Here is a 17,967-nt window from a genome sequence, read left to right as displayed (position 1 = left end):
TGGGGTTGGCGCCGGGGTATGGCTTTAGGTGACGGGCAGGCCGGCACGTTGCCAGGCGGTCATGCCGCCGGCCATGGTGTCGGCGGTGAATCCGGCGCCGGTGAGGGCGTCGGCGACGCGGGCGCTGCGGTTGCCGCTGCGGCAGATGACGATGACGGGGCGGGTCCGGTCGATCTCCCCCAGGCGGGTGTTGAGCTCTCCCATGTGGATGTGGATGGCGCCGGGGATCATTCCCTCGGCGACTTCGAAGTCTTCGCGGACGTCAAGGACCTGGTCCGTGGCACGTCGCTGGTCGGTGTCGGTGATGGTGATTTCGGGCATGGTCTGCTCCTTCGGGGGCGTGTTCAAGCGGTATGTGGGTGCTTTCCGGGCCCGGATCAACGCGACCCGGGCCCGGAAACCGGGAGGAATCCGGTTGGCGGCGGGCCAACCGGGTGTGCGCTAGGACTTCTTGGGCGGAAGCTGGGCGAGGACCGATGCACGGGTCGGTTCGTTGCCGGTCTTGTTCCACGGCATCTTGGCCAGGGCCTTGCCCATGGCGCAGGTGTTGGTGGCCGCGGAGAAGGTCAGGCCCGCGCCGATGGCACCGGCGACGGTGCGCAGCTGCGGGGAGAGGAACTTCCCACCCACCAGCCCGGCCACCACGAGGGAACCGGCGGCCATGCGCACCTGGCGTTCCAGGTCCCAGCGCTTGGAACCCTCGACGGTCCCGCCACCGGCCTGCTTGTAAGCGGGGACGCCGCCGGACAGGACATGGGCGTTGCCGAATCCGACTGCCGCGAGGTGTGTCTTGGCTTCGGTGGCGCGCACGCCGGATTGGCAGACCAGCACCACCTTGGTGTCGAGTTTCGAGGCGAGTTCCTCGGTGTGTTCTGCCAGCAACGGGAGGGGGACGTTGTAGGAGCCCTTGATATGCAGGGATTCGAATTCGGCGGCGGAACGCACGTCCAGCACCACGACGTCGGTGCCGGTATCGATCCAGTCCTTGAGCTCTTCGGGGCTGGTGGCCTGGGGGATGGTGTTCATGGGGGTGTGGGCCTTTCTGCCGGGCATGGCGCCCGGCCGGTCCCGCATCCGGAAAGGGGGATGCGGGACCGGGAATACGTAGAATTTATTGTTGAGGGATGGGCAGTGGAGAACCTAGGCGTTCTGCATTTGCTTCCAGTCGGCCCATCCGGCGTAGCTGCCCTCGAGTTCAACGACGTCGAACCCGGCCCGGCGCAGGGCGGAGGCGGCCACGGAGTTGCGCACCCCGGACTGGCAGAAGCTCACGATCACGCCGTCGGACGGAAGCTTGTCGGTGTTCCAGAGCACCCGTCCGGCGTTGAGCTGTTCGGAGCCGGGCACGTGTCCGGCAGTGTGCTCGGTCTTGTTGCGCACATCCAAGACCATGGCCGCATCGAACCCTGCCAGGTCGGCCGGGGAGATCGTGCGGGGCACGTAGACCGGCAGGCCGTCCAGGGAAGTGATGTATCCGGCGACGCGGTCGATGCCCACGCGGATGAGGTGGTCCCACATCTCGGTGGCCGTTTCGCTGTTGGGAGCCAAGAGCACCAGCGGTCGCTGGTCCGTTTCCGGGTCCACGGCCCAGGCACCGTAGCTTGCCGCCTTGGTGCCGGCGGGAATGTTCAGTGCCCCTGCGACGGTTCCCTCGTGGACCTCGGTGTGGTGGCGGGTGTCGACAATGCCGATTTCGTTCGCGGCCAGGGCGGTGGCAACGTCCTCGATGGCCAGCTGGGCCAGCGGTGCGCGTTCGCCCAGGACGGCCGGACCCTGGCGGTTTTCGCGCTTCATGCGGCCGAAGTAGGCGTGGGCGTCGGGCTGCCCGTCAAGCAGGGCCTCGACGAATCCAGCCTCGTCGTTTGCCTCTAGGTAGGGACCCCACCACGCGAAGTTGCGCTCATACCCGACGGTGGAGGACGGGATGGCGCCCAAGGCCTTGCCGCAAGCGCTGCCGGCGCCGTGGCCCGGGTAGACCTGGACGTAGTCAGGCAGGGTCAGGAACTTGTTCTTCAGCGAGACGAAGAGGTCGTGGGCCCCGGCGAAACGGGTGTCGGTACCGCCGGCGGCCTCGTCGAGCAGGTCCGGGCGGCCCAGGTCCCCGGAGAAGACGAAGTCGCCCGAGAGCAGGAAGCCCGGCTTGTCACTGAAGGCGCCGTCGGTGACCAGGAAGGAGAGGTGTTCGGGGGTGTGCCCCGGGGTGTGCAGGGCGGTGACGGTGATGTTTCCCAGCGTGATGGTGGACTGGTCAAAGAGGCGTTCGGCTTCGAATTCGTATTGCCAGTCCGGCCCGCCCTCGCCCGAAACGTAAATCTCCGCGTCGGTGGCGGCGGCCAGCTCCCGGGTGCCGGAGAGGTAGTCGGCGTGGATGTGGGTCTCGGTGACGGCGGTGATCTTCATGCCGTTTTTTGCGGCAAGGTCCCGGTACACCTGGATGTCGCGCCGGGCGTCCACCACGAGGGCCTCGCCCTTGGCCTGGCAGCCGATGAAGTAGCTGGCCTGTGCCAGGTCCTCGTCATAGATTCGTTCGAGAAGCATTGGTTCTCCTTGTGGTTGGTCAGTTTACCCTTCATACCCCTGGGGGTATCCGGTTCACAGGCAACAATAATACCCCCTGGGGTATACGTCAAGTCGTTCACGGATGCACAAAAAAGCGGCGATCGACACCATCGGGAATGGTGCCGATCGCCGCAGGCGCATGCGAGGCTGGGCCTAGCGGCCCAAGAGGCGCGCGAAGAAGCCGCCTTTCTTGCTGGACTCCTTCGGGGCATTTGGATCGCAGGAGCAGCGCTCGCTCCGCGGCACGTGGGCCATGACCTGCTTGACATGCTGGCCACATCCGGCCCAGGTGGTTTTCTGACACTTACGGCATTTGGTCGCACGGCACATATGGTGACTCCTTGCGTCTGGGGTTGTTGATGGAGGCTTGGCCGCCCCCTCTGTATTCGAGTATGGCATATACCCATGGGGGTATCGAGAATCACTGCCATTGATACGCTAAGGAAACCCCCGGGGGTATACCATTGAAGAAATCAACACCTTGAAGGGACCCACCATGGAACTTGAAGCGGACACCATGAAACCGGCCATCAACAGGCTCAAGCGCGCCCAGGGCCAGCTTAACGCCGTGATCCGCATGCTGGAGGAAGGCGGCGACTGCCGCGCGGTGGTCACCCAGCTTTCCGCCGCCTCCAAGGCCATAGACCGTGCCGGGTTCTCCATTATCGCCACCGGGCTCGAGCAGTGCCTGAAAAGCGAGGACCCCACAGCCGACCGTGCCGACATGGAAAAACTCTTCCTCTCCCTGGCCTAGCCCCAGCCATCCAGCGATAGCTCTCCCCGAGACCACCCATGGAGTCCGGCAGGACCACTGCGCGAACTTCGGCAGTGCGGCGGTTCCGCAACCGCCGAGGAATCACTCCCTGCCGCCAAGCGGGCCGTAGCGATCAGCACCCCTGTTCACTAATCAGACGCCGCGCACCGAGCGACAGCAGTCAATGTGGGTGCTTGATCCATCGGCCCGAAGATGCAACAGCCAAGGCCAGAAAACACCGCCACTAAGCACTGTGAAAAACAGGCCACTTATCGTTGTGGCTCACAAGTACTTATTCAGCGAGGCGAAGAACTCAGTAAACACCTGGGAACTGATGCACCAGACATGGATGCCTCAAATTTGCATCCTTGGGCCTGGGAACGAAGCAAATCTTTGTGGAATAGCGGGCACTACCACGAGGCTGTGATGGAGGCAGCTAAAACTATCAATCACGAAGCACAGCAGAAGCTTGGACGCATGGATCTTTCGGAGCGAAAGCTCTTCAACGACGCATTCAGCACCAACCCGGCCAAGCCAGGCGCGCCAAGACTTCGACTCGCCAAAAATGACGGTGGGGACACATATGCGAACCTGCACCAGGGCGCGCGTGCATTCGCCGAAGGGCTCTATGCGGGCATCCGCAACCCAGGCATGCACAAACCGCAGGAAAACCATGGCGGGCAACAGCAGCTAGCCCTCGAACAGCTCGCAGCATTCAGCCTGCTAGCCCGCTGGATAGACCAAGCAGAAGTGGAAACAGCTCCCGCCAATTAGCCGGCACTCAATGAGTGTTCCCATAAACGATAAAAAAACTTTCTGGGAAGAATCTATTTCGGGAAGCAGTTTCGGGAAAACAAGAACATTGAAAAACCGCCGATCCTGTCAGTTTCCGAAGTCCTCAGCATTTCTGTCCATAGTCCACAGCACTGCCGCCCGCAAGGGGAACGTTCTACGGGACACCGAAGTAAGTCGCGATCTCAAAACCTATTAACTCGTCAGTTCGTGACAACGCCAGGGTGCAAACCGGAAAGCACATCTCTATGCGATTACCTGATTTCACAGACGATTTCGTAAGGCTCAAAATTAAAGCCCTGACGCATGGCTTCTCTACAAGCTTCCTGGATCTGTTCATGCACCGGCCGCCCAGGTGAGAATGCACCGACCCTCACCTCGATCCGTGCCCCATTAAAATTAGACTCCAGTACAACCGCGGATTCCACTGCGGCAATTTTCTCTATCTCAGAAGCAATATAGTCGGCCTTCTCTTTCCCCGGTTCCGCAGTACGACTAACGTCTCTGGCTTCCGCCCACGAAACGATGAAGTGATTCAGCCCAAGATGGATTGAGAAGCCCACACCGAGCGCAAGGAACGCAGACGTTGCAACTATCACCAAGATAGTTTTTATCGTTCTGCCATAATATTTCATTTTTACAGCATAGGTTGTTTCACTGGAGTTTCTTCCCGGCTCCGGCATGCAGGGGACGTGTTGCGGACTTGCAATTCCGCAGTTCTGGCTGCGTCATCGCAGCTCTCAGGCCCGAATCTCAACGCATCCGACGAGAATCACGCCAAGATGGACTATTGATTTTACAGCTCATCTTCGTGACAGAGGGGCAACACTGCAGTAGACCGCTAACGTGCACAAAAGGCTAGCAATCCGCAAGTTGTTCCCACGGTTCAAAGTATCAAGCTTCTGGATGGAAATCGGACTGTTCAGCGAACTTTCTGGCAAGTGACTGGTACTTGTCTCTGAACTCCTCTTCGGGAATGTTCTGCCGAGCAACGACGGAGATATTTGTGTTTTCTACGATGTATCGACAACTCATGAGCTCTTCGTAGGCTTCGAGCGTTTCGCATGATTCACCGAAGAGACCAGCCATCCTTTCACCACTGCTATCTTCGACGGCGTCATAGGAGATGAAGAAAAGCTGCACGACACCATCAGCAAGCGTAAGCGCCAAATCTCTATTGTTGCATTCGCCTCCAGTCGCAGAAAGCTGGTGCCCCGATTCCAGATAGAGAAAGGTCCCGATGTGTTCGGTCTCTGTGGACATCTGCTCGTCTGAAGGGTTGCCTGTGCAGAACCCGGTCTCTGCCGCTCGTTCCGCAGTGATGAGTTCGTACCCGTCGATCGATTTTGACACCTTTGAATTCATATCTGTGCCAGATTCAATCAGCGGGCTAGTACAACTGGCAAGCAGTAGAACTGACGCAAGAAGTAAGGCTACTATCGGTTTGCGCATCATGTTCTGCCTCATCGTTCTCTTCCGTTTCTCAATCGCTGCAGCTTTCCAACAAGGCGTACTACGTTACTTATGCCCAGAGTTGGGCCTACAAAATGTAATTCACTGCGTCGTATGCAAACTGCTACGCGCATAGAGCTGACGAATATCCAGAATATCGCCTTGAACAGGAAATACTTTTTCTAGCATTCCTCCCGTTATTCGAGCTGATTCAAAACGGCTCTGGCGAATTCAGCCTACTTTTCATTATCGGGAAGAGCCAGTCCCTGTTGGAGCGAATCTAGCATCCTTGTTCCACAGGTGAACGTGAACTGGCAACTCGCTACTATTGCCTGAGGAGGCGCTGCAATCGCTGAATTCATCCTCAACTCATCAATTAGCTATTCGACATCGTCGTATTAGAGGGACCCATGAAGAAAAATGTCACGAGTTCCACCCTGATTATGGCTCTCGCGCTCTCTGGATGTACTGCTTACGAAGTCGCGCCCGGCCCATCAGTTGTCCCAGCAGAGGAACTTGCACATGGCACTGACGGCGGCCAAGAATGGGCGGATACAAAAATCAATGAGTGGCTCGGAGCGAATGGAGCCAGGAATATCAGTGCGCTCAGTGGTCCGACATTCTACGTCGATTCATGGGAGTCCCCGGCTGAAGGCGAGCTAGTCGTGCGAACTAAAGGTGGAGCCTACGACAAAGTTGCATTAGGCATGATTGCTTCAAGCATTCTTCACGGCACGGGTGAGGACATGCAGAAAATCACTGCGATCAATGAGTACAACAAAATTCAAGCCACCTACGAACGGCTTAAGTAGCGCGGGCTCGTCTCGAGAAAACATTGAGTCACACGATAAAAACGCGTAAATTCATCCATCCATCCGCTGGACTGAGGCATACCAATATAGATCGACTAGGGCATGCCCGTAGAAGGAACGCTAAACGGGAAATTTCGGAGTCAGTCCAGTCGCACTGTGCATGTCTTACCGGTCGGTTCATCGTCAACTGTGAATTCAAGTGTTAAGAATCGGGCTGCTCTCGGCGGGTTAGGAAGATATACCCAGGTGGACTCCCACTCTGTCGCGCTCCCGGCGACCTGTCCGGATGTCAACCGATAATTGGTTCCCACGTCGTCCGAGATGACAGCTCCAACCGGTCCAAGAATGAGCTGGCCGGGCATTGAAGGTGCGTCGCCCGCTGCTTCCTCCCCCTTACGCTTTCTCATGTCAGCCCATTGCGTCAGTTGCTCTTCGTAGCGAACGTCGCGTTGCCAGGTCTCGTGGCTGCGAATTCCTTGGAAGTAGATTTTGATGCCTTCACTTCCCAGCCATCCGGCGGAGTCGATCGGAACATCGGCAATCGACTCGATGCCGGCAAACCGTACGTCCACGCCATCATTGGTTGCGACAACGAGATCACCTGGGGCTGAAATAACTGTCATCATGTGATCATCTTAGAGCCACCCACTAGATTTGCTTCGGGAACAGCTGTTCCATTCCCATAAGACGAACCCATAAGGTCTATGTCTCAATTCTTGCCAGGTAAGCTCGCACTATGTCCGAGACTGAACCTGTATTGGAATTGAATCCCGCGTCTTACACCGTGGTGGAACTCGTCAAGAAATTGGTCGACGAGCCTTGGCCCCAGTCCGATGAAGAACGTGAAAATCTATTCGCGCACCTTGGATTCAAATCAGGGAGCCAGTACAAGCTGGAGAACGAAGAATCGCCCCACCAGATGACTGAGCTGGATATAGGCCTCGGCGGACAAGCACCTAGCTCGTGGGACACCTATAACAAGGAGTTCCTAGGTGTGTCCGTCCACCTCTACGGCACTCAAGACTCCGAGGATCCAGCTGCTCAAAGCGGATACAACAAACTGCGGATGGAACTCACCGAACTCTTTGGAAAACCGGATCATCCGTGGGACAACGAAGAGACGCCACCCTGCATCTGGGAAGCAAACGGCCGGACAATTATTACACACCTCTTCAACCGTCGGGATAGCAGTGTGATGTTGAGCGTGGAGGATTCGGCTCTAGCCGACATTGCGGAAGCCGATTCAATTTCCAGCTGAGCAACCCCAGACAGCATTCCGTGAGGAACACATCTCGTGACGAACAGTCGTATTTCGCCTCAAGCGAGTTTCGGCATCCTGTCAGAGAGTTTTCCGAATAGGAACTCGGGTGTCCCGTAAGACGGTCGCCATACGGGACACTCGATCCGTTGACTTGTTAAGTTTTCGAAACTCCGAGTTTTCAACGATTTCAGATTCCCATATACCCCGCCCGAGAAAATGCCCGGTGAAGGGGCCTTATACGGACGCCAAAAACGGTCGTTTACGACACACTGACCCACCGACTTGGTAGAAATCATAGACAGTTGAAAACTCAACAGATTTTCGAACTCGATTGGTCGCGAAACACAGTGCTATAAACTATGTATCGAAAGTTTTGCATTCCACGAGTATTGAGACATTTAAACATGGGGCATCGCCTCCCGCGCATTCGCGCCCGGCCCGAGCTCGATGAGCTCCTGAGCCAGATCCGCCCCGGCGGCACCCTCATAGTCTGGTGCCTCGACCTACTCGGAAGATCCATCCGGAGCTCACTAGCCACATGGACGCCCTGCAGCCTTGCGGTTATCGCATCGCAATAACTCTAAGATGATGTCCATGGGAATGGCTAAAAGACTACAAATTGAAATTGACGAGCAAGGATGGGCACCAACAGACTTATCCATTTGCGTCGACTGCGTTGAGGATCGAGCACTAAAAAACGCCGTGAGCGGCTCTGCTTCCGCACAAGATGAGTGTTCCTTCTGCGGACGGCAAAACGCAGCCACATTTGATCTCGTTGTTGGCATGTTTGCAGATGGAATTAAGAACGAGTTCAACAACATCGATGATGAAAGTGTTGCCTACGATAGCCGAGAAGGCGGATACCAAATCTCGGATAACCAGAGATGGGATACATGGGATCTCATTGGGGATTTCAGTGACTCGTTCGCACGGGAAGACATCGTCGAATCGCTCAGAGATTCGATGCAGGACAGAATTTGGGTCAAACGAGACGTTTTCTCACTAGGACCCGACATCGCTATGGCTGACGCATGGGAGAATCTATGTGAGCAGGTGAAGTATAAGACGCGATATGTTTTCTGGCTCGCGGATAGCAGGAAAACCGAATCATATCCATCTGCAGGTGAGATTACACCAGCCGAAGTCCTGGATCATATCGGCGAAGTAGTAGATAGCCAGCTAGGCCTGATTTCCACATTAGAGCGGGGAACCACGTTTTGGCGAGCCAGAACCCACCCCGAGGGAAAACTTAATACAGACGTACCAGCGGGTGAGTTGGGGACATCGCCGCGTCAATATGCGAAATCGCCTAACAGGATGAGTCCTGCTGGCATTCCGATGTTCTACGGCGCCGAGGATCAGATAACAGCCATCAAAGAAGTCTCAGCTCATACGCCACTAGAATCTGATCATGTCACTTTCGGACGCTTTAGGCTAGAAAAAGACATAGCGGTCCTAGACCTAACTAAGTTACCGGCAGAACCATCGATCTTCTGCCCCCAACTTGGCCATTTGCGCCGTGAAATCCGCTTTCTACATAAATTTGTAGAGCAGCTTGGACTGAAGATTGATAATGAAGATCAGCCTATTGATTACATCCCCACCCAATTAGTCACCGAATTCTTCATGCAAGCTCACATGCGTGCGAATAACGAACCTGTCATTGGGCTCCTCTACAATTCCACCGCCAGTCCTGGAGGTCTAGCTTGCGTTCTAGACATTCCCAACGACTGTTGCCTAGAAGAAAACGCAACCATCACGCACGATGAGGATGCTCCTACGCTAGTTCTCGAACGCAGAACAGTAGAAACTAGGCCACTGCAAAACTAGAACGTATCCGTATCTTCTATTTCCCAAAAAGAGGCTTCCACCTGGATGAGACGTCTTGCAACCCATGGGTTGCAAGACGTCTCACCGAGCGCCGCTCCCCCAGCTGAAAATCCTTGAAAACTCAACGGTTCTAAATTCTCGCAACTATGTGTCACAACCAATGTCGTAGAATCATATTGACACTATTAGTTGCGAGACACTTTCAAGGGTTCCATGACCAAGCTGATCGGATACGCTCGCGTATCCACCAAAGTCCAAGACGCCGACCGGCAAATCCAAGACCTATTGGCGGCTGGCATCCGGCGCGATGACCTCTACACCGACCGTGGACTCTCCGGGGCGCTGGCCAAACGTCCTGGACTCGATAAAGCCCTCGAAGCACTCTACCCAGACGACACCCTGGTGATTACTACCCTGGACCGGCTCGGACGCTCCACCCAGAAAATGCTCGAACTCGCCCAAGAACTGCGCGAACGGAATATCGGACTGCGAGTGCTAAACCTCGGCGGCGGCGATGTAGATACCAAGACACCCATGGGAGCCATGGTCTTCACTGTCATGGCAGCACTCGCGCAAATGGAGCTGGAGATCAAACGTGAACGCATCAACGACTCTGTGACCAAACGCCGCACCGCCGGAGGGGACCTCGGCGGTCGCCGACCTACCTTCACCGAATCCCAGATCCGAACCGCAGCCAAGCTCATCCAGGCAGGCGATCCAGCCACCCAAGTCGCCAAAGATATGGGAATGTCCCGAGCGACCCTCTACCGCAGAATTAAAGAGTTAGACCACTAAACATCCCAAAAACCTTCCGTGCCCCTTCAAGCCCGGTCGACTTTCGGTACCAGGTTTTGGGAATCCAAGAACATTGAAAAAGCGCACTTCGAACTGATGCTCGGAATGCGCTTTTCAGGTTCTCAGAAACGATCGATTTTGGGCGGTGCCACTAGTACATCAAGTGCTGTATAGTACATCGTATGATGAACATTGAATCGCGGATCGATGCGATGAACCGGCTTGGCCGCGCCATGGCCGACCCCACCCGGTCACGCATCCTCCTGTCCTTGCTGCACGAACCCGGATACCCAGCGGAACTTGCCCAGACCCTGGGACTGAGCCGCGCCAACGTCTCCAACCATCTGACCTGCCTGCGCGGCTGCGGAATTGTCGTGGCGAAACTGGAAGGCCGCAACACCCGGTACGAAATCACCGATCCGCACCTCACCACCGCTCTGAGCGCCCTGGTTGACGTGACGCTGGCCGTCGATGATCAAGTACCTTGCCTGGACTCTTCCTGCCCTGACTGCGCCACCAGCGCCGATCGAGAACACGAGGAGCAAGCATGAGTTCCGCCTGCGGTTGCGATTCACCGGAACCCACCGAAGAATTCGAAGAGGAACTGCCCTGGTGGCGGGATTGGCATGTGCTCGTACCCATAGCCTCCGGCGTTTTCTTCCTCGCTGGGCTCGTCCTTGAATGGAGCACCCACGGCGAGAGCGCCGCCATCGTGGCCATGGTGCTGTTTTGGATCGGCCTGCTGCTGGGCGCTTTTACCTTTGTTCCCAGCGCCCTACGAAACCTGTTCACGAAACGGAAACTCGGCATTGGGCTGCTGATGACCATCAGCGCCACCGGTGCGGTCATCCTCGGCTATGTCGAAGAAGCCGCAGCCCTGGCATTCCTGTATTCCATTGCCGAAGCACTGGAAGACAAAGCCATGGACAGGGCACGCTCGGGCCTGCGCTCTTTATTGAAGCTCGTCCCGGAAACCGCCACCATCATCCGTGACAGCGCACCGGTCGTGGTCAGTGCAGCAGAGATCAAGATTGGCGATGCCCTGCGCGTGAAGCCTGGTGAACGCTTGGCAACCGATGGCGTGGTCAGCCAGGGATCAAGCAGCTTAGACACCTCCGCTATCACAGGGGAATCAATTCCCGTGGAAGTAACAGTGGGTGACCAGGTTGCTGCTGGTTCCATCAATTCATCCGGCGCGCTAGTAGTCACTGCAACGGCTAACGGCACGGACAACTCCCTGACCACGTTGGTGAGCCTAGTCGAGCAAGCCCAGTCGGAACGTGGCGAACGGGCACGGCTCGCTGACCGCATTGCCCGCCCGCTGGTTCCCGGTGTCATCGTCCTGGCGGTACTGGTCGCTGTGCTTGGAGCGATCTTCGGCGATCCCGAAACCTGGATCACACGCGCACTGATCGTGCTGGTCGCAGCCTCGCCTTGCGCGATGGCCATCGCCGTTCCTGTCACCGTTGTTTCCGGTATCGGAGCTGCCAGCAAGTTCGGTGTCATCATCAAAAGCGGAGCAGCGTTCGAACGGCTTGGTTCCCTGCGCCGCATCGCGGTAGATAAAACTGGAACGCTCACACGCAATCAGCCAGTGGTCACGCAAGTCCAGACCGTTGATGATGCGACCCGCGAAGAGGTGCTCGCCGTTGCCGCCGCCCTGGAACAGCACAGCACCCACCCTCTAGCTACGGCCATCACCGCAGCAGTGTCCACGATCTCTGAGGCAACGGCGGTTAACGAAGAGCCAGGAAACGGCATTACCGGCGTCCTGGAAGGTGTGCAGGTCGGGGTCGGCAGTCCTCGATGGATTGCCCCAGGATCGCTTGCTTCCGCTGTTGAATCCATGGAGGCCTCCGGGCAAACCTGCGTCATGGTCACTCGCGCAGAGCAGGTCATTGGCGTGATCGGCGTGCGCGATGAACTACGCCCTGAAGCGGCCGAGGCAATTCGAGACCTGCATGACCAGGGAATCGACGTGGTGATGCTCACCGGCGATAACTTCCGTACTGCCCGCGCGCTGGCTTCAATCGCCGGTATAGACACCGTTCATGCCGAACTGCGGCCTGAAGACAAGGCCCGTGAAATCGCTTCGTCGGTGCAGCAGGTTCCTACAGGGATGATCGGTGACGGGATCAACGATGCCCCTGCCTTGGCTAGCGCTACCGTGGGGATTGCGATGGGCGCTACCGGTGCCGATGCTGCCATAGAATCAGCCGACGTAGCCTTCACCGGCCACGATTTGAGACTGATCCCGCAAGCCTTGTCCCATGCTCGACGGGGCCGGGCGATCATGAATCAGAACATCGTCCTGTCAATGGCGATCATCGTTGTCCTGCTGCCCTTGGCTATTACCGGAGTGCTGGGATTGGCCGCGGTAGTGCTGGTTCACGAGGTCGCAGAAGTCATCGTGATTGCCAACGGCCTTCGTGCTGCCCGCGTCCACCGCAAGCAGCTCACCCAGCAGCCGGGCAACGTCCTGCATTAGCGCTGGTTTCGTTGCTGTTGAAGGCGGGGCACTATTTCCACCGGGAAATTAGCGCCCCGCCTTCAACCATTTAGAACCAGAGTGAACCGTGCTGTGCGATGCGCCATTTTTAACGGTAATAAACCGCCAATTGAAACTAACAGTCACACATCATTGACGAAGGAGATGGACACGGCGGTAAGAGCATGATTGAACAATGGGACCACGCGAACGCCAACCTCATCTCCGATCAGTTCCGGAAACGTCCGGAGGATTCGAACAAGTAGTGCCGCTAGCCCGGCTATACCTGAGGCGTCGGCCAAACCCGATCGCCGCTCAATAGGGGGCTGCGCTTAGCCCGCTTGAGCTGCTCAAGGCAGACGCAGACTGTGCTGCGCAATCCTTGAGGAGCCGGAGCCAAATTTTCGTTTGCGTGTTTCGAAAGCTTGCCAGGGGGCTAGAAGGCTACGTTTTCACGCCCCTTGAGCGCCAGCATTTCGCGTGCTTCATCGGGAGTGGCCACCTCAAAATTCAGTGCTTCGAGGATAGTTCGGATACGGGTCACCTGTTCGGCATTCGACGCCGCAAGCTGCCCCGGGCCGATCCACAGCGAGTCTTCTAGACCCACACGGACATGGGAACCCATCGCGGCGCCAATCGTCGCCAGCGGCATCTGATTTTTGCCGGCTCCAAGAATCGTCAGTATGAACACGAGGGACAGTAGCGGTACTCATCCCTAGAGTCCAGCGTTGAGTTCACCCAATTGCGGGAATGCTAGTTGTGTCAAAAACCAAGCGCTACGGGTAGCCCCGAGCGCAGTAAGCAACCCGCCAAGAAAAGAATGAACTTGATCAGTTCGCGGGGTTCTAGTCTGTTATCTGGCATTGGGTCCTAGGAAATTCTCTTCCTTCCAGGTGCTTCGAACCTATCGAGCCGGGGTTCTCTGTCCACCGCTGAACTTAGGCACGGAATGATCTGTGCTTGCCGCGCCGGGAATGAAATTTGGATTGGATTTCTATTCGTAGCCGATTTTCGGGACGAGGGCTGTGGCCGCATGACACGCATCACCGCAAGGGCGGCCTTCATAACGCCTATACTGGTAGGCGTGAGTAAAGCCGGGCAGAACACTGAAGAGCAGGCCTCGGGCCTCGTATTAGTCGACAAAGATCAGGGAATGACCTCCCATGACGTGGTGGGCCGAATCCGTCGGCTTGCAGGAACCCGCAAGGTAGGCCACGCTGGCACCCTTGATCCCATGGCAACGGGTGTCCTGGTGATCGGTGTTAACAAGGCAACACGTCTACTGACCTACATTGTGGGACACGACAAGACCTACACCGCCACCATCCGTCTGGGACAGAACACCGTCACCGATGACGCTGAAGGCGAGGTTATCTCCGAACGCATTGCGGCAGCGGTGACCGACGAGGATATTGAACGCGAAATCGCCAAGCTTCGCGGCAATATCGAGCAGATCCCAAGCCAGGTCTCGGCGATCAAGGTAGATGGCAAGCGTTCCTATGCTCGAGTCCGTGCCGGCGAGCAAGTAGAACTCAAAGCCCGCCCGGTCACCATCTCCCGCTTCGACATCCATGAAATCAGCCGCGAAGTGGGTGGCAAGGTGTTGGACGTAGACGTCACCGTCTCCTGCTCATCAGGAACTTACATCCGGGCATTGGCCCGAGACTTGGGCGAAGCGCTCAACGTTGGCGGTCATCTCACCGCGCTGCGTCGCACCGAGGTCGGCCCATATCCGATAGCAAAAGCAAAGCGTTTGGAACAGCTCGCCGAAGAGTTCGAGATCCTCTCGCTCGACAAGGCAGCCGCGGCTCTATTCCCAAGCCGCGAACTGACCGAAGACGAAGCTTCCGAGCTCTCTTACGGACGAACCATCACCGCTTCCAAGAATGTTATGGAACTGCCCGAGGGCGAGCTCGTAGCGGCTTTCGCACCGGACGGCGGACTGGTGGCACTCATTGCAGATAAGGGCGAGAAAGCTCGCGGCCAAATAGTCTTCACCGGAAAGCAGTAACTCATTTCTTCGTGAGACTTTCAGAAAGGCTCAGTCTTGTTTGCCCTTAACGGCTTCTTTATCGCCGGCGCCATCGTGTGTGCGCTCGCCGTGTTGCTCGGAATCATTGCCACCATCATCCGGCGTTATCCGGATGATTGGGCGTTGATCGCAACAGCAGGAACCGAGATTTTTCTGATTGTCTATGCGGTAGCTGCGGGTATTCGCCAGGCCGGGGGAGAAGCTATTCTCGGTGAGCCTTGGGAATTCTGGGGTTATTTGCTGACCGCGGCAATCATGCCGCCGATAGCGTTCTTCTGGGCGGTCAGCGATAAGAGCCGCTGGGCAAATACAGTACTGGCTGTTTCGGGAGCCATCACATTTGTTATGTTGTTCCGCATGGAGCAAATCTGGCACGTAGGAGTTGTTGCATGAGCGAGAAACCACGTAATTCACGCATCGTACAAGCTGCGCAAGCTCGTGGCGTTGACAAAGCGCCACGTCCGGGAAGAACCACCGGACTGGGCCGCATTATTATCGCCGTTTACGGTGTGCTAGCGCTTTCGGCCACAGTGCGTGCGCTGTACCAGATTTTCTTTCGTGACTTCTCTGAAGCCCCGCTGGCTTACCTTTTGTCATTGCTTGCAGGTCTGGTTTATATCCTCGCTACTTTTACTCTGTCCTCCGCTAAGCCAGGGGCTTGGAAGCTCTCCCTGTTTGCGGTGAGCTTCGAATTGCTGGGCGTGCTCGTGGTTGGATTGCTGTCCTTCGTGCTACCTGATCACTTCGGCCACGACTCCGTGTGGAGCTACTTCGGCAAGGGTTATGGCTATATTCCGCTGGTGCTGCCACTGATTGGTTTGTGGTGGCTCTTCCGTAACCGTAATGAGCGTCACGTCTAAAGACGTGCAAGAATTACCTCGGTAAACTATTTATCTTTCGTTGCAGAGTCAAGAGGAGCAAAGTGCACTATTGGAAGGGCCTGGACTCAGTCCCCACGGATATGGCTCCCGCTGTCGTGACCATTGGTAACTTCGACGGCGTCCACCTCGGGCATTGTGAAGTTCTAGATTCTGCGGTCTCGCATGCCAAAAGGCGCTCGGCTAAATCGGTAGCGATCACCTTTGACCCACATCCAGCACAGGTGCACCGCCCTGACTCTGCTCCCGAGCTCATCATGGGTCTGGAAGATCGTATCGACACCTTGGCCAGTGTTGGCCTGGATGCGACTTTAATGATCAACTACACCCTCGAATTCGCCGAACAGTCGGCCGAAGAATTCGTGCATTCCATCATCGTAGAGAAGCTCAATGCGGTGGCAGTGGTGGTGGGCCACGACGTCCGCTTCGGCCATGGCAACTCCGGCGACTTCGACTTCATGCGCGAGCTGGGCGCAAAATACGGTTTTGATGTCATCGGTGTCGAAGACGTAGGCGATAAGCGTCGTCTTTCCTCCACGTGGGTCCGCGAAGAACTGGCGGCAGGCAACGTCGAAGCCGCAGCGGCCATCCTTGGACGTCCGCACCGGATGCGCGGCGAAGTAGTCCACGGGGCAGCCCGTGGACGCGAATTGGGGTTCCCCACAGCAAACCTGGCGCCAGAGGCTGCCGGTATTATCCCGGCAGATGGCGTGTATGCCGGCTGGGTGATCGACGAAGCCGAAGTGCGCTGGCCTGCGGCCATCTCGGTGGGTTCGAACCCGACCTTTGACGGTGTTGCGCGCGTCGTCGAGGCCCACGTGATTGATCGCCCCGTAGAGGGCTACGAGGAATTTGACCTCTATGGCCAGCAAATTGTTGTTGAGTTCATCTCTCATCTGCGCCCCATGGTGGCCTACCGTGGCATCGAAGCGCTGATCGAGCAGATGAATGAAGATGTGGTCCAGGCGCGCAGCGTGCTGGCCACCGAATCCCACTAGGAACATGCCGGAAATTCCTTCACTGCCTCGCCGTGCGTTCACCATGAAACCCGAGCGTCGCGCGGACCTGGCCTCCGCATATGAGGCTGGGGCCGCGAATTACGACAAAATTCGTCCGGCGTATCCACGCGAAGCGTTGGAATTTACAGTTTCCGGCGATTTCGTGGAGCGCGCCATAGACATCGGTTGCGGGTCTGGAATTTTCACCGAACAGCTCCTCGGGGCGGGGATAGATGTCTGGGCGGTGGATCCGTCCGAAGACATGCTAGCCGTGCTCAAGGAGCGCATACCGCAAGTGCATACGGTATGTGCCTCCGGAGAAGCGACCGGGATGCCGGAGAATAGTGCGGATTTGATCACCTATGCCCAAGCCTGGCACTGGGTTGATCCGCCTCTTGCTAGCGCCGAAGCCGCCAGGTTGTTGCGCAACGATGGTTCGCTTGTTTTGCTTTGGAACCAACTGGACGTAGAAGTGCCTTGGGTTCATCGACTGGCTCGCATCATGCATGCCGGGGACGTGCACCGTCCGGAAATTGCGCCACCGCTAGGCAAAGAATTCGACACCCCGGAATCGGGGATCTGGCATTGGCCGATGGAACTGGACCTTCAAGGCATCTTGGAACTGACTCGTTCGCGCAGCTACTACCGGCGCTCCAAGGAAGAAACCAGAGCCAAAGTTGAGCAGAATCTGATCTGGTATTGGTGCGAGCATCTGGGCTTTGAAGCGGCACAAATCGTCGAGGTGCCCTATCTCACCCATGCTTGGAGGGCGCGCCGACGGGTCCGTCGGTGATATGATTGTCGATGGTTCTCGCTGCAGTCCGCGGTTGCGAGACGCCGTCGTGAGTGTCTGACGCTCACACCGAATGAAACGCGGTCCAACTCCAGGAGTTTGTTATGGCATTAGATGCCGCAGTAAAGAACGAAATCATCAAGGCTTACGCCACCCACGAGGGTGACACCGGTTCGCCTGAGGTTCAGATTGCCGTTATGTCCCGTCGTATCAAGGACCTGACCGAGCACCTGAAGATGCACAAGCACGATCACCACACCCGCCGCGGCCTGATGGCTCTGGTTGGTCGCCGTCGTCGTATGCTCGGCTACCTCAAGAACACCAACATCGAGCGCTACCGTGCGCTGATCGAGCGTTTGGGCCTGCGCAAGTAGTCTCACGCTTCGGTGTGAACATCCCCGCTTCCCTTCATGGGGGGGGCGGGGATTTTCCTTTTGGCGCCTTTGAAGCTGAGATGTGGTGTTCCAAAACCGATTCCCTGTTTAGCGGCTGTGGATATTTGGTGAAGTCCTATGGATTCCAC

General features: G+C 57.0%; 22 protein-coding genes. 15 read left to right on the top strand and 7 right to left on the bottom strand.

Features of this window, described 5'->3' with window-relative positions:
• Window positions 1–24: 24 nt before the first annotated feature.
• The 3 genes from CQ017_RS17465 to CQ017_RS17455 form a co-directional block, all read right to left on the bottom strand.
• Window positions 25–321: a rhodanese-like domain-containing protein gene (locus tag CQ017_RS17465; RefSeq protein WP_096287258.1), complete on the bottom strand. Its 297-nt coding sequence runs from the start codon at window positions 319–321 to the stop codon at window positions 25–27.
• 120 nt (window positions 322–441) lie between these two features.
• The gene (locus CQ017_RS17460; RefSeq protein ID WP_022876879.1) at window positions 442–1,026 is read right to left on the bottom strand and encodes a rhodanese-like domain-containing protein; all 585 of its coding nucleotides are present in this window, start codon (window positions 1,024–1,026) and stop codon (window positions 442–444) included.
• Window positions 1,027–1,140: 114 nt separating this feature from the next.
• A complete protein-coding gene (locus tag CQ017_RS17455) occupies window positions 1,141–2,538 on the bottom strand; it encodes a rhodanese-like domain-containing protein (protein WP_022876878.1) in 1,398 nt (465 codons plus the stop codon).
• 517 nt (window positions 2,539–3,055) lie between these two features.
• Here CQ017_RS17455 and CQ017_RS17450 point away from each other — a divergent pair.
• Both CQ017_RS17450 and CQ017_RS17445 read left to right on the top strand, forming a co-directional pair.
• The gene (locus tag CQ017_RS17450; RefSeq protein ID WP_022876876.1) at window positions 3,056–3,313 is read left to right on the top strand and encodes a metal-sensitive transcriptional regulator; all 258 of its coding nucleotides are present in this window, start codon (window positions 3,056–3,058) and stop codon (window positions 3,311–3,313) included.
• A 213-nt stretch (window positions 3,314–3,526) separates the two neighbouring features.
• The gene (locus tag CQ017_RS17445) at window positions 3,527–4,087 is read left to right on the top strand and encodes a TIGR02391 family protein (protein ID WP_096287252.1); all 561 of its coding nucleotides are present in this window, start codon (window positions 3,527–3,529) and stop codon (window positions 4,085–4,087) included.
• A 272-nt stretch (window positions 4,088–4,359) separates the two neighbouring features.
• Here CQ017_RS17445 and CQ017_RS17440 read toward each other — a convergent pair whose 3' ends face one another.
• Window positions 4,360–4,740: a hypothetical protein gene (locus tag CQ017_RS17440; protein ID WP_096287250.1), complete on the bottom strand. Its 381-nt coding sequence runs from the start codon at window positions 4,738–4,740 to the stop codon at window positions 4,360–4,362.
• 259 nt (window positions 4,741–4,999) lie between these two features.
• Window positions 5,000–5,458: a hypothetical protein gene (locus CQ017_RS17435; RefSeq protein WP_141393560.1), complete on the bottom strand. Its 459-nt coding sequence runs from the start codon at window positions 5,456–5,458 to the stop codon at window positions 5,000–5,002.
• A gap of 509 nt (window positions 5,459–5,967) precedes the next feature.
• On the opposite strand from CQ017_RS17435, the gene CQ017_RS17430 reads away from it, so the two are divergent.
• A complete protein-coding gene (locus CQ017_RS17430) occupies window positions 5,968–6,369 on the top strand; it encodes a hypothetical protein (RefSeq protein WP_105554767.1) in 402 nt (133 codons plus the stop codon).
• 140 nt (window positions 6,370–6,509) lie between these two features.
• On the opposite strand, the gene CQ017_RS17425 is transcribed toward CQ017_RS17430, so the two are convergent.
• On the bottom strand, window positions 6,510–6,995 hold the full coding sequence (locus CQ017_RS17425) for a hypothetical protein (protein WP_096288297.1): 486 nt from the start codon (window positions 6,993–6,995) through the stop codon (window positions 6,510–6,512).
• A 110-nt stretch (window positions 6,996–7,105) separates the two neighbouring features.
• Here CQ017_RS17425 and CQ017_RS17420 point away from each other — a divergent pair, with 110 nt between their 5' ends.
• The 6 genes from CQ017_RS17420 to CQ017_RS17400 all read left to right on the top strand — a co-directional run bounded on the left by CQ017_RS17420 (window position 7,106) and on the right by CQ017_RS17400 (window position 12,743).
• The gene (locus tag CQ017_RS17420; protein WP_096288295.1) at window positions 7,106–7,627 is read left to right on the top strand and encodes a hypothetical protein; all 522 of its coding nucleotides are present in this window, start codon (window positions 7,106–7,108) and stop codon (window positions 7,625–7,627) included.
• Window positions 7,628–7,989: 362 nt separating this feature from the next.
• Complete coding sequence (locus tag CQ017_RS18580) at window positions 7,990–8,208, top strand: recombinase family protein (RefSeq protein ID WP_141393592.1); 219 nt, start codon at window positions 7,990–7,992, stop codon at window positions 8,206–8,208.
• Between the two features lie 16 nt (window positions 8,209–8,224).
• A complete protein-coding gene (locus tag CQ017_RS17415; RefSeq protein WP_176484263.1) occupies window positions 8,225–9,460 on the top strand; it encodes a HEPN-associated N-terminal domain-containing protein in 1,236 nt (411 codons plus the stop codon).
• Between the two features lie 213 nt (window positions 9,461–9,673).
• On the top strand, window positions 9,674–10,255 hold the full coding sequence (locus tag CQ017_RS17410) for a recombinase family protein (RefSeq protein WP_096288330.1): 582 nt from the start codon (window positions 9,674–9,676) through the stop codon (window positions 10,253–10,255).
• A gap of 182 nt (window positions 10,256–10,437) precedes the next feature.
• Entirely contained in the window at window positions 10,438–10,806 is a 369-nt protein-coding gene (locus CQ017_RS17405; protein WP_096288291.1) for a helix-turn-helix transcriptional regulator, read from the top strand.
• Window positions 10,803–12,743: a cation-translocating P-type ATPase gene (locus CQ017_RS17400; protein WP_105554765.1), complete on the top strand. Its 1,941-nt coding sequence runs from the start codon at window positions 10,803–10,805 to the stop codon at window positions 12,741–12,743. Before CQ017_RS17405 ends, CQ017_RS17400 begins: the two co-directional genes overlap by 4 nt.
• A gap of 436 nt (window positions 12,744–13,179) precedes the next feature.
• Here CQ017_RS17400 and CQ017_RS17395 read toward each other — a convergent pair whose 3' ends face one another.
• Window positions 13,180–13,434 carry a 3-keto-5-aminohexanoate cleavage protein gene (locus CQ017_RS17395; RefSeq protein WP_255248515.1) on the bottom strand — a complete coding sequence of 85 codons (255 nt, stop codon included), beginning with the start codon at window positions 13,432–13,434 and terminating at the stop codon, window positions 13,180–13,182.
• 393 nt (window positions 13,435–13,827) lie between these two features.
• On the opposite strand from CQ017_RS17395, the gene truB reads away from it, so the two are divergent.
• From truB to rpsO, 6 genes are all read left to right on the top strand, one after another.
• Window positions 13,828–14,754, top strand: coding sequence for a tRNA pseudouridine(55) synthase TruB (gene truB / locus CQ017_RS17390; RefSeq protein ID WP_255248514.1), 927 nt, complete (start codon window positions 13,828–13,830; stop codon window positions 14,752–14,754).
• Window positions 14,755–14,790: 36 nt separating this feature from the next.
• Window positions 14,791–15,168: a hypothetical protein gene (locus CQ017_RS17385; RefSeq protein WP_096288285.1), complete on the top strand. Its 378-nt coding sequence runs from the start codon at window positions 14,791–14,793 to the stop codon at window positions 15,166–15,168.
• Entirely contained in the window at window positions 15,165–15,635 is a 471-nt protein-coding gene (locus tag CQ017_RS17380) for a hypothetical protein (protein WP_096288283.1), read from the top strand. Before CQ017_RS17385 ends, CQ017_RS17380 begins: the two co-directional genes overlap by 4 nt.
• Before the next feature lie 62 nt (window positions 15,636–15,697).
• The gene (locus CQ017_RS17375; RefSeq protein WP_096288281.1) at window positions 15,698–16,651 is read left to right on the top strand and encodes a bifunctional riboflavin kinase/FAD synthetase; all 954 of its coding nucleotides are present in this window, start codon (window positions 15,698–15,700) and stop codon (window positions 16,649–16,651) included.
• Window positions 16,652–16,655: 4 nt separating this feature from the next.
• Window positions 16,656–17,444, top strand: a complete 789-nt coding sequence (locus tag CQ017_RS17370; protein ID WP_096288279.1) for a class I SAM-dependent methyltransferase — start codon at window positions 16,656–16,658, stop codon at window positions 17,442–17,444.
• Between the two features lie 104 nt (window positions 17,445–17,548).
• The gene (rpsO, locus tag CQ017_RS17365) at window positions 17,549–17,818 is read left to right on the top strand and encodes a 30S ribosomal protein S15 (protein WP_096288277.1); all 270 of its coding nucleotides are present in this window, start codon (window positions 17,549–17,551) and stop codon (window positions 17,816–17,818) included.
• Window positions 17,819–17,967: the final 149 nt, after the last annotated feature.

The sequence above is a fragment of the Arthrobacter sp. MYb224 genome (genome assembly GCF_002975455.1).
In the GTDB taxonomy this organism is placed as follows: Bacteria; Actinomycetota; Actinomycetes; order Actinomycetales; family Micrococcaceae; genus Glutamicibacter.
Note: the sequence above shows the minus strand (reverse complement) of the source record. Positions and strands in the feature narration are given on the sequence as shown.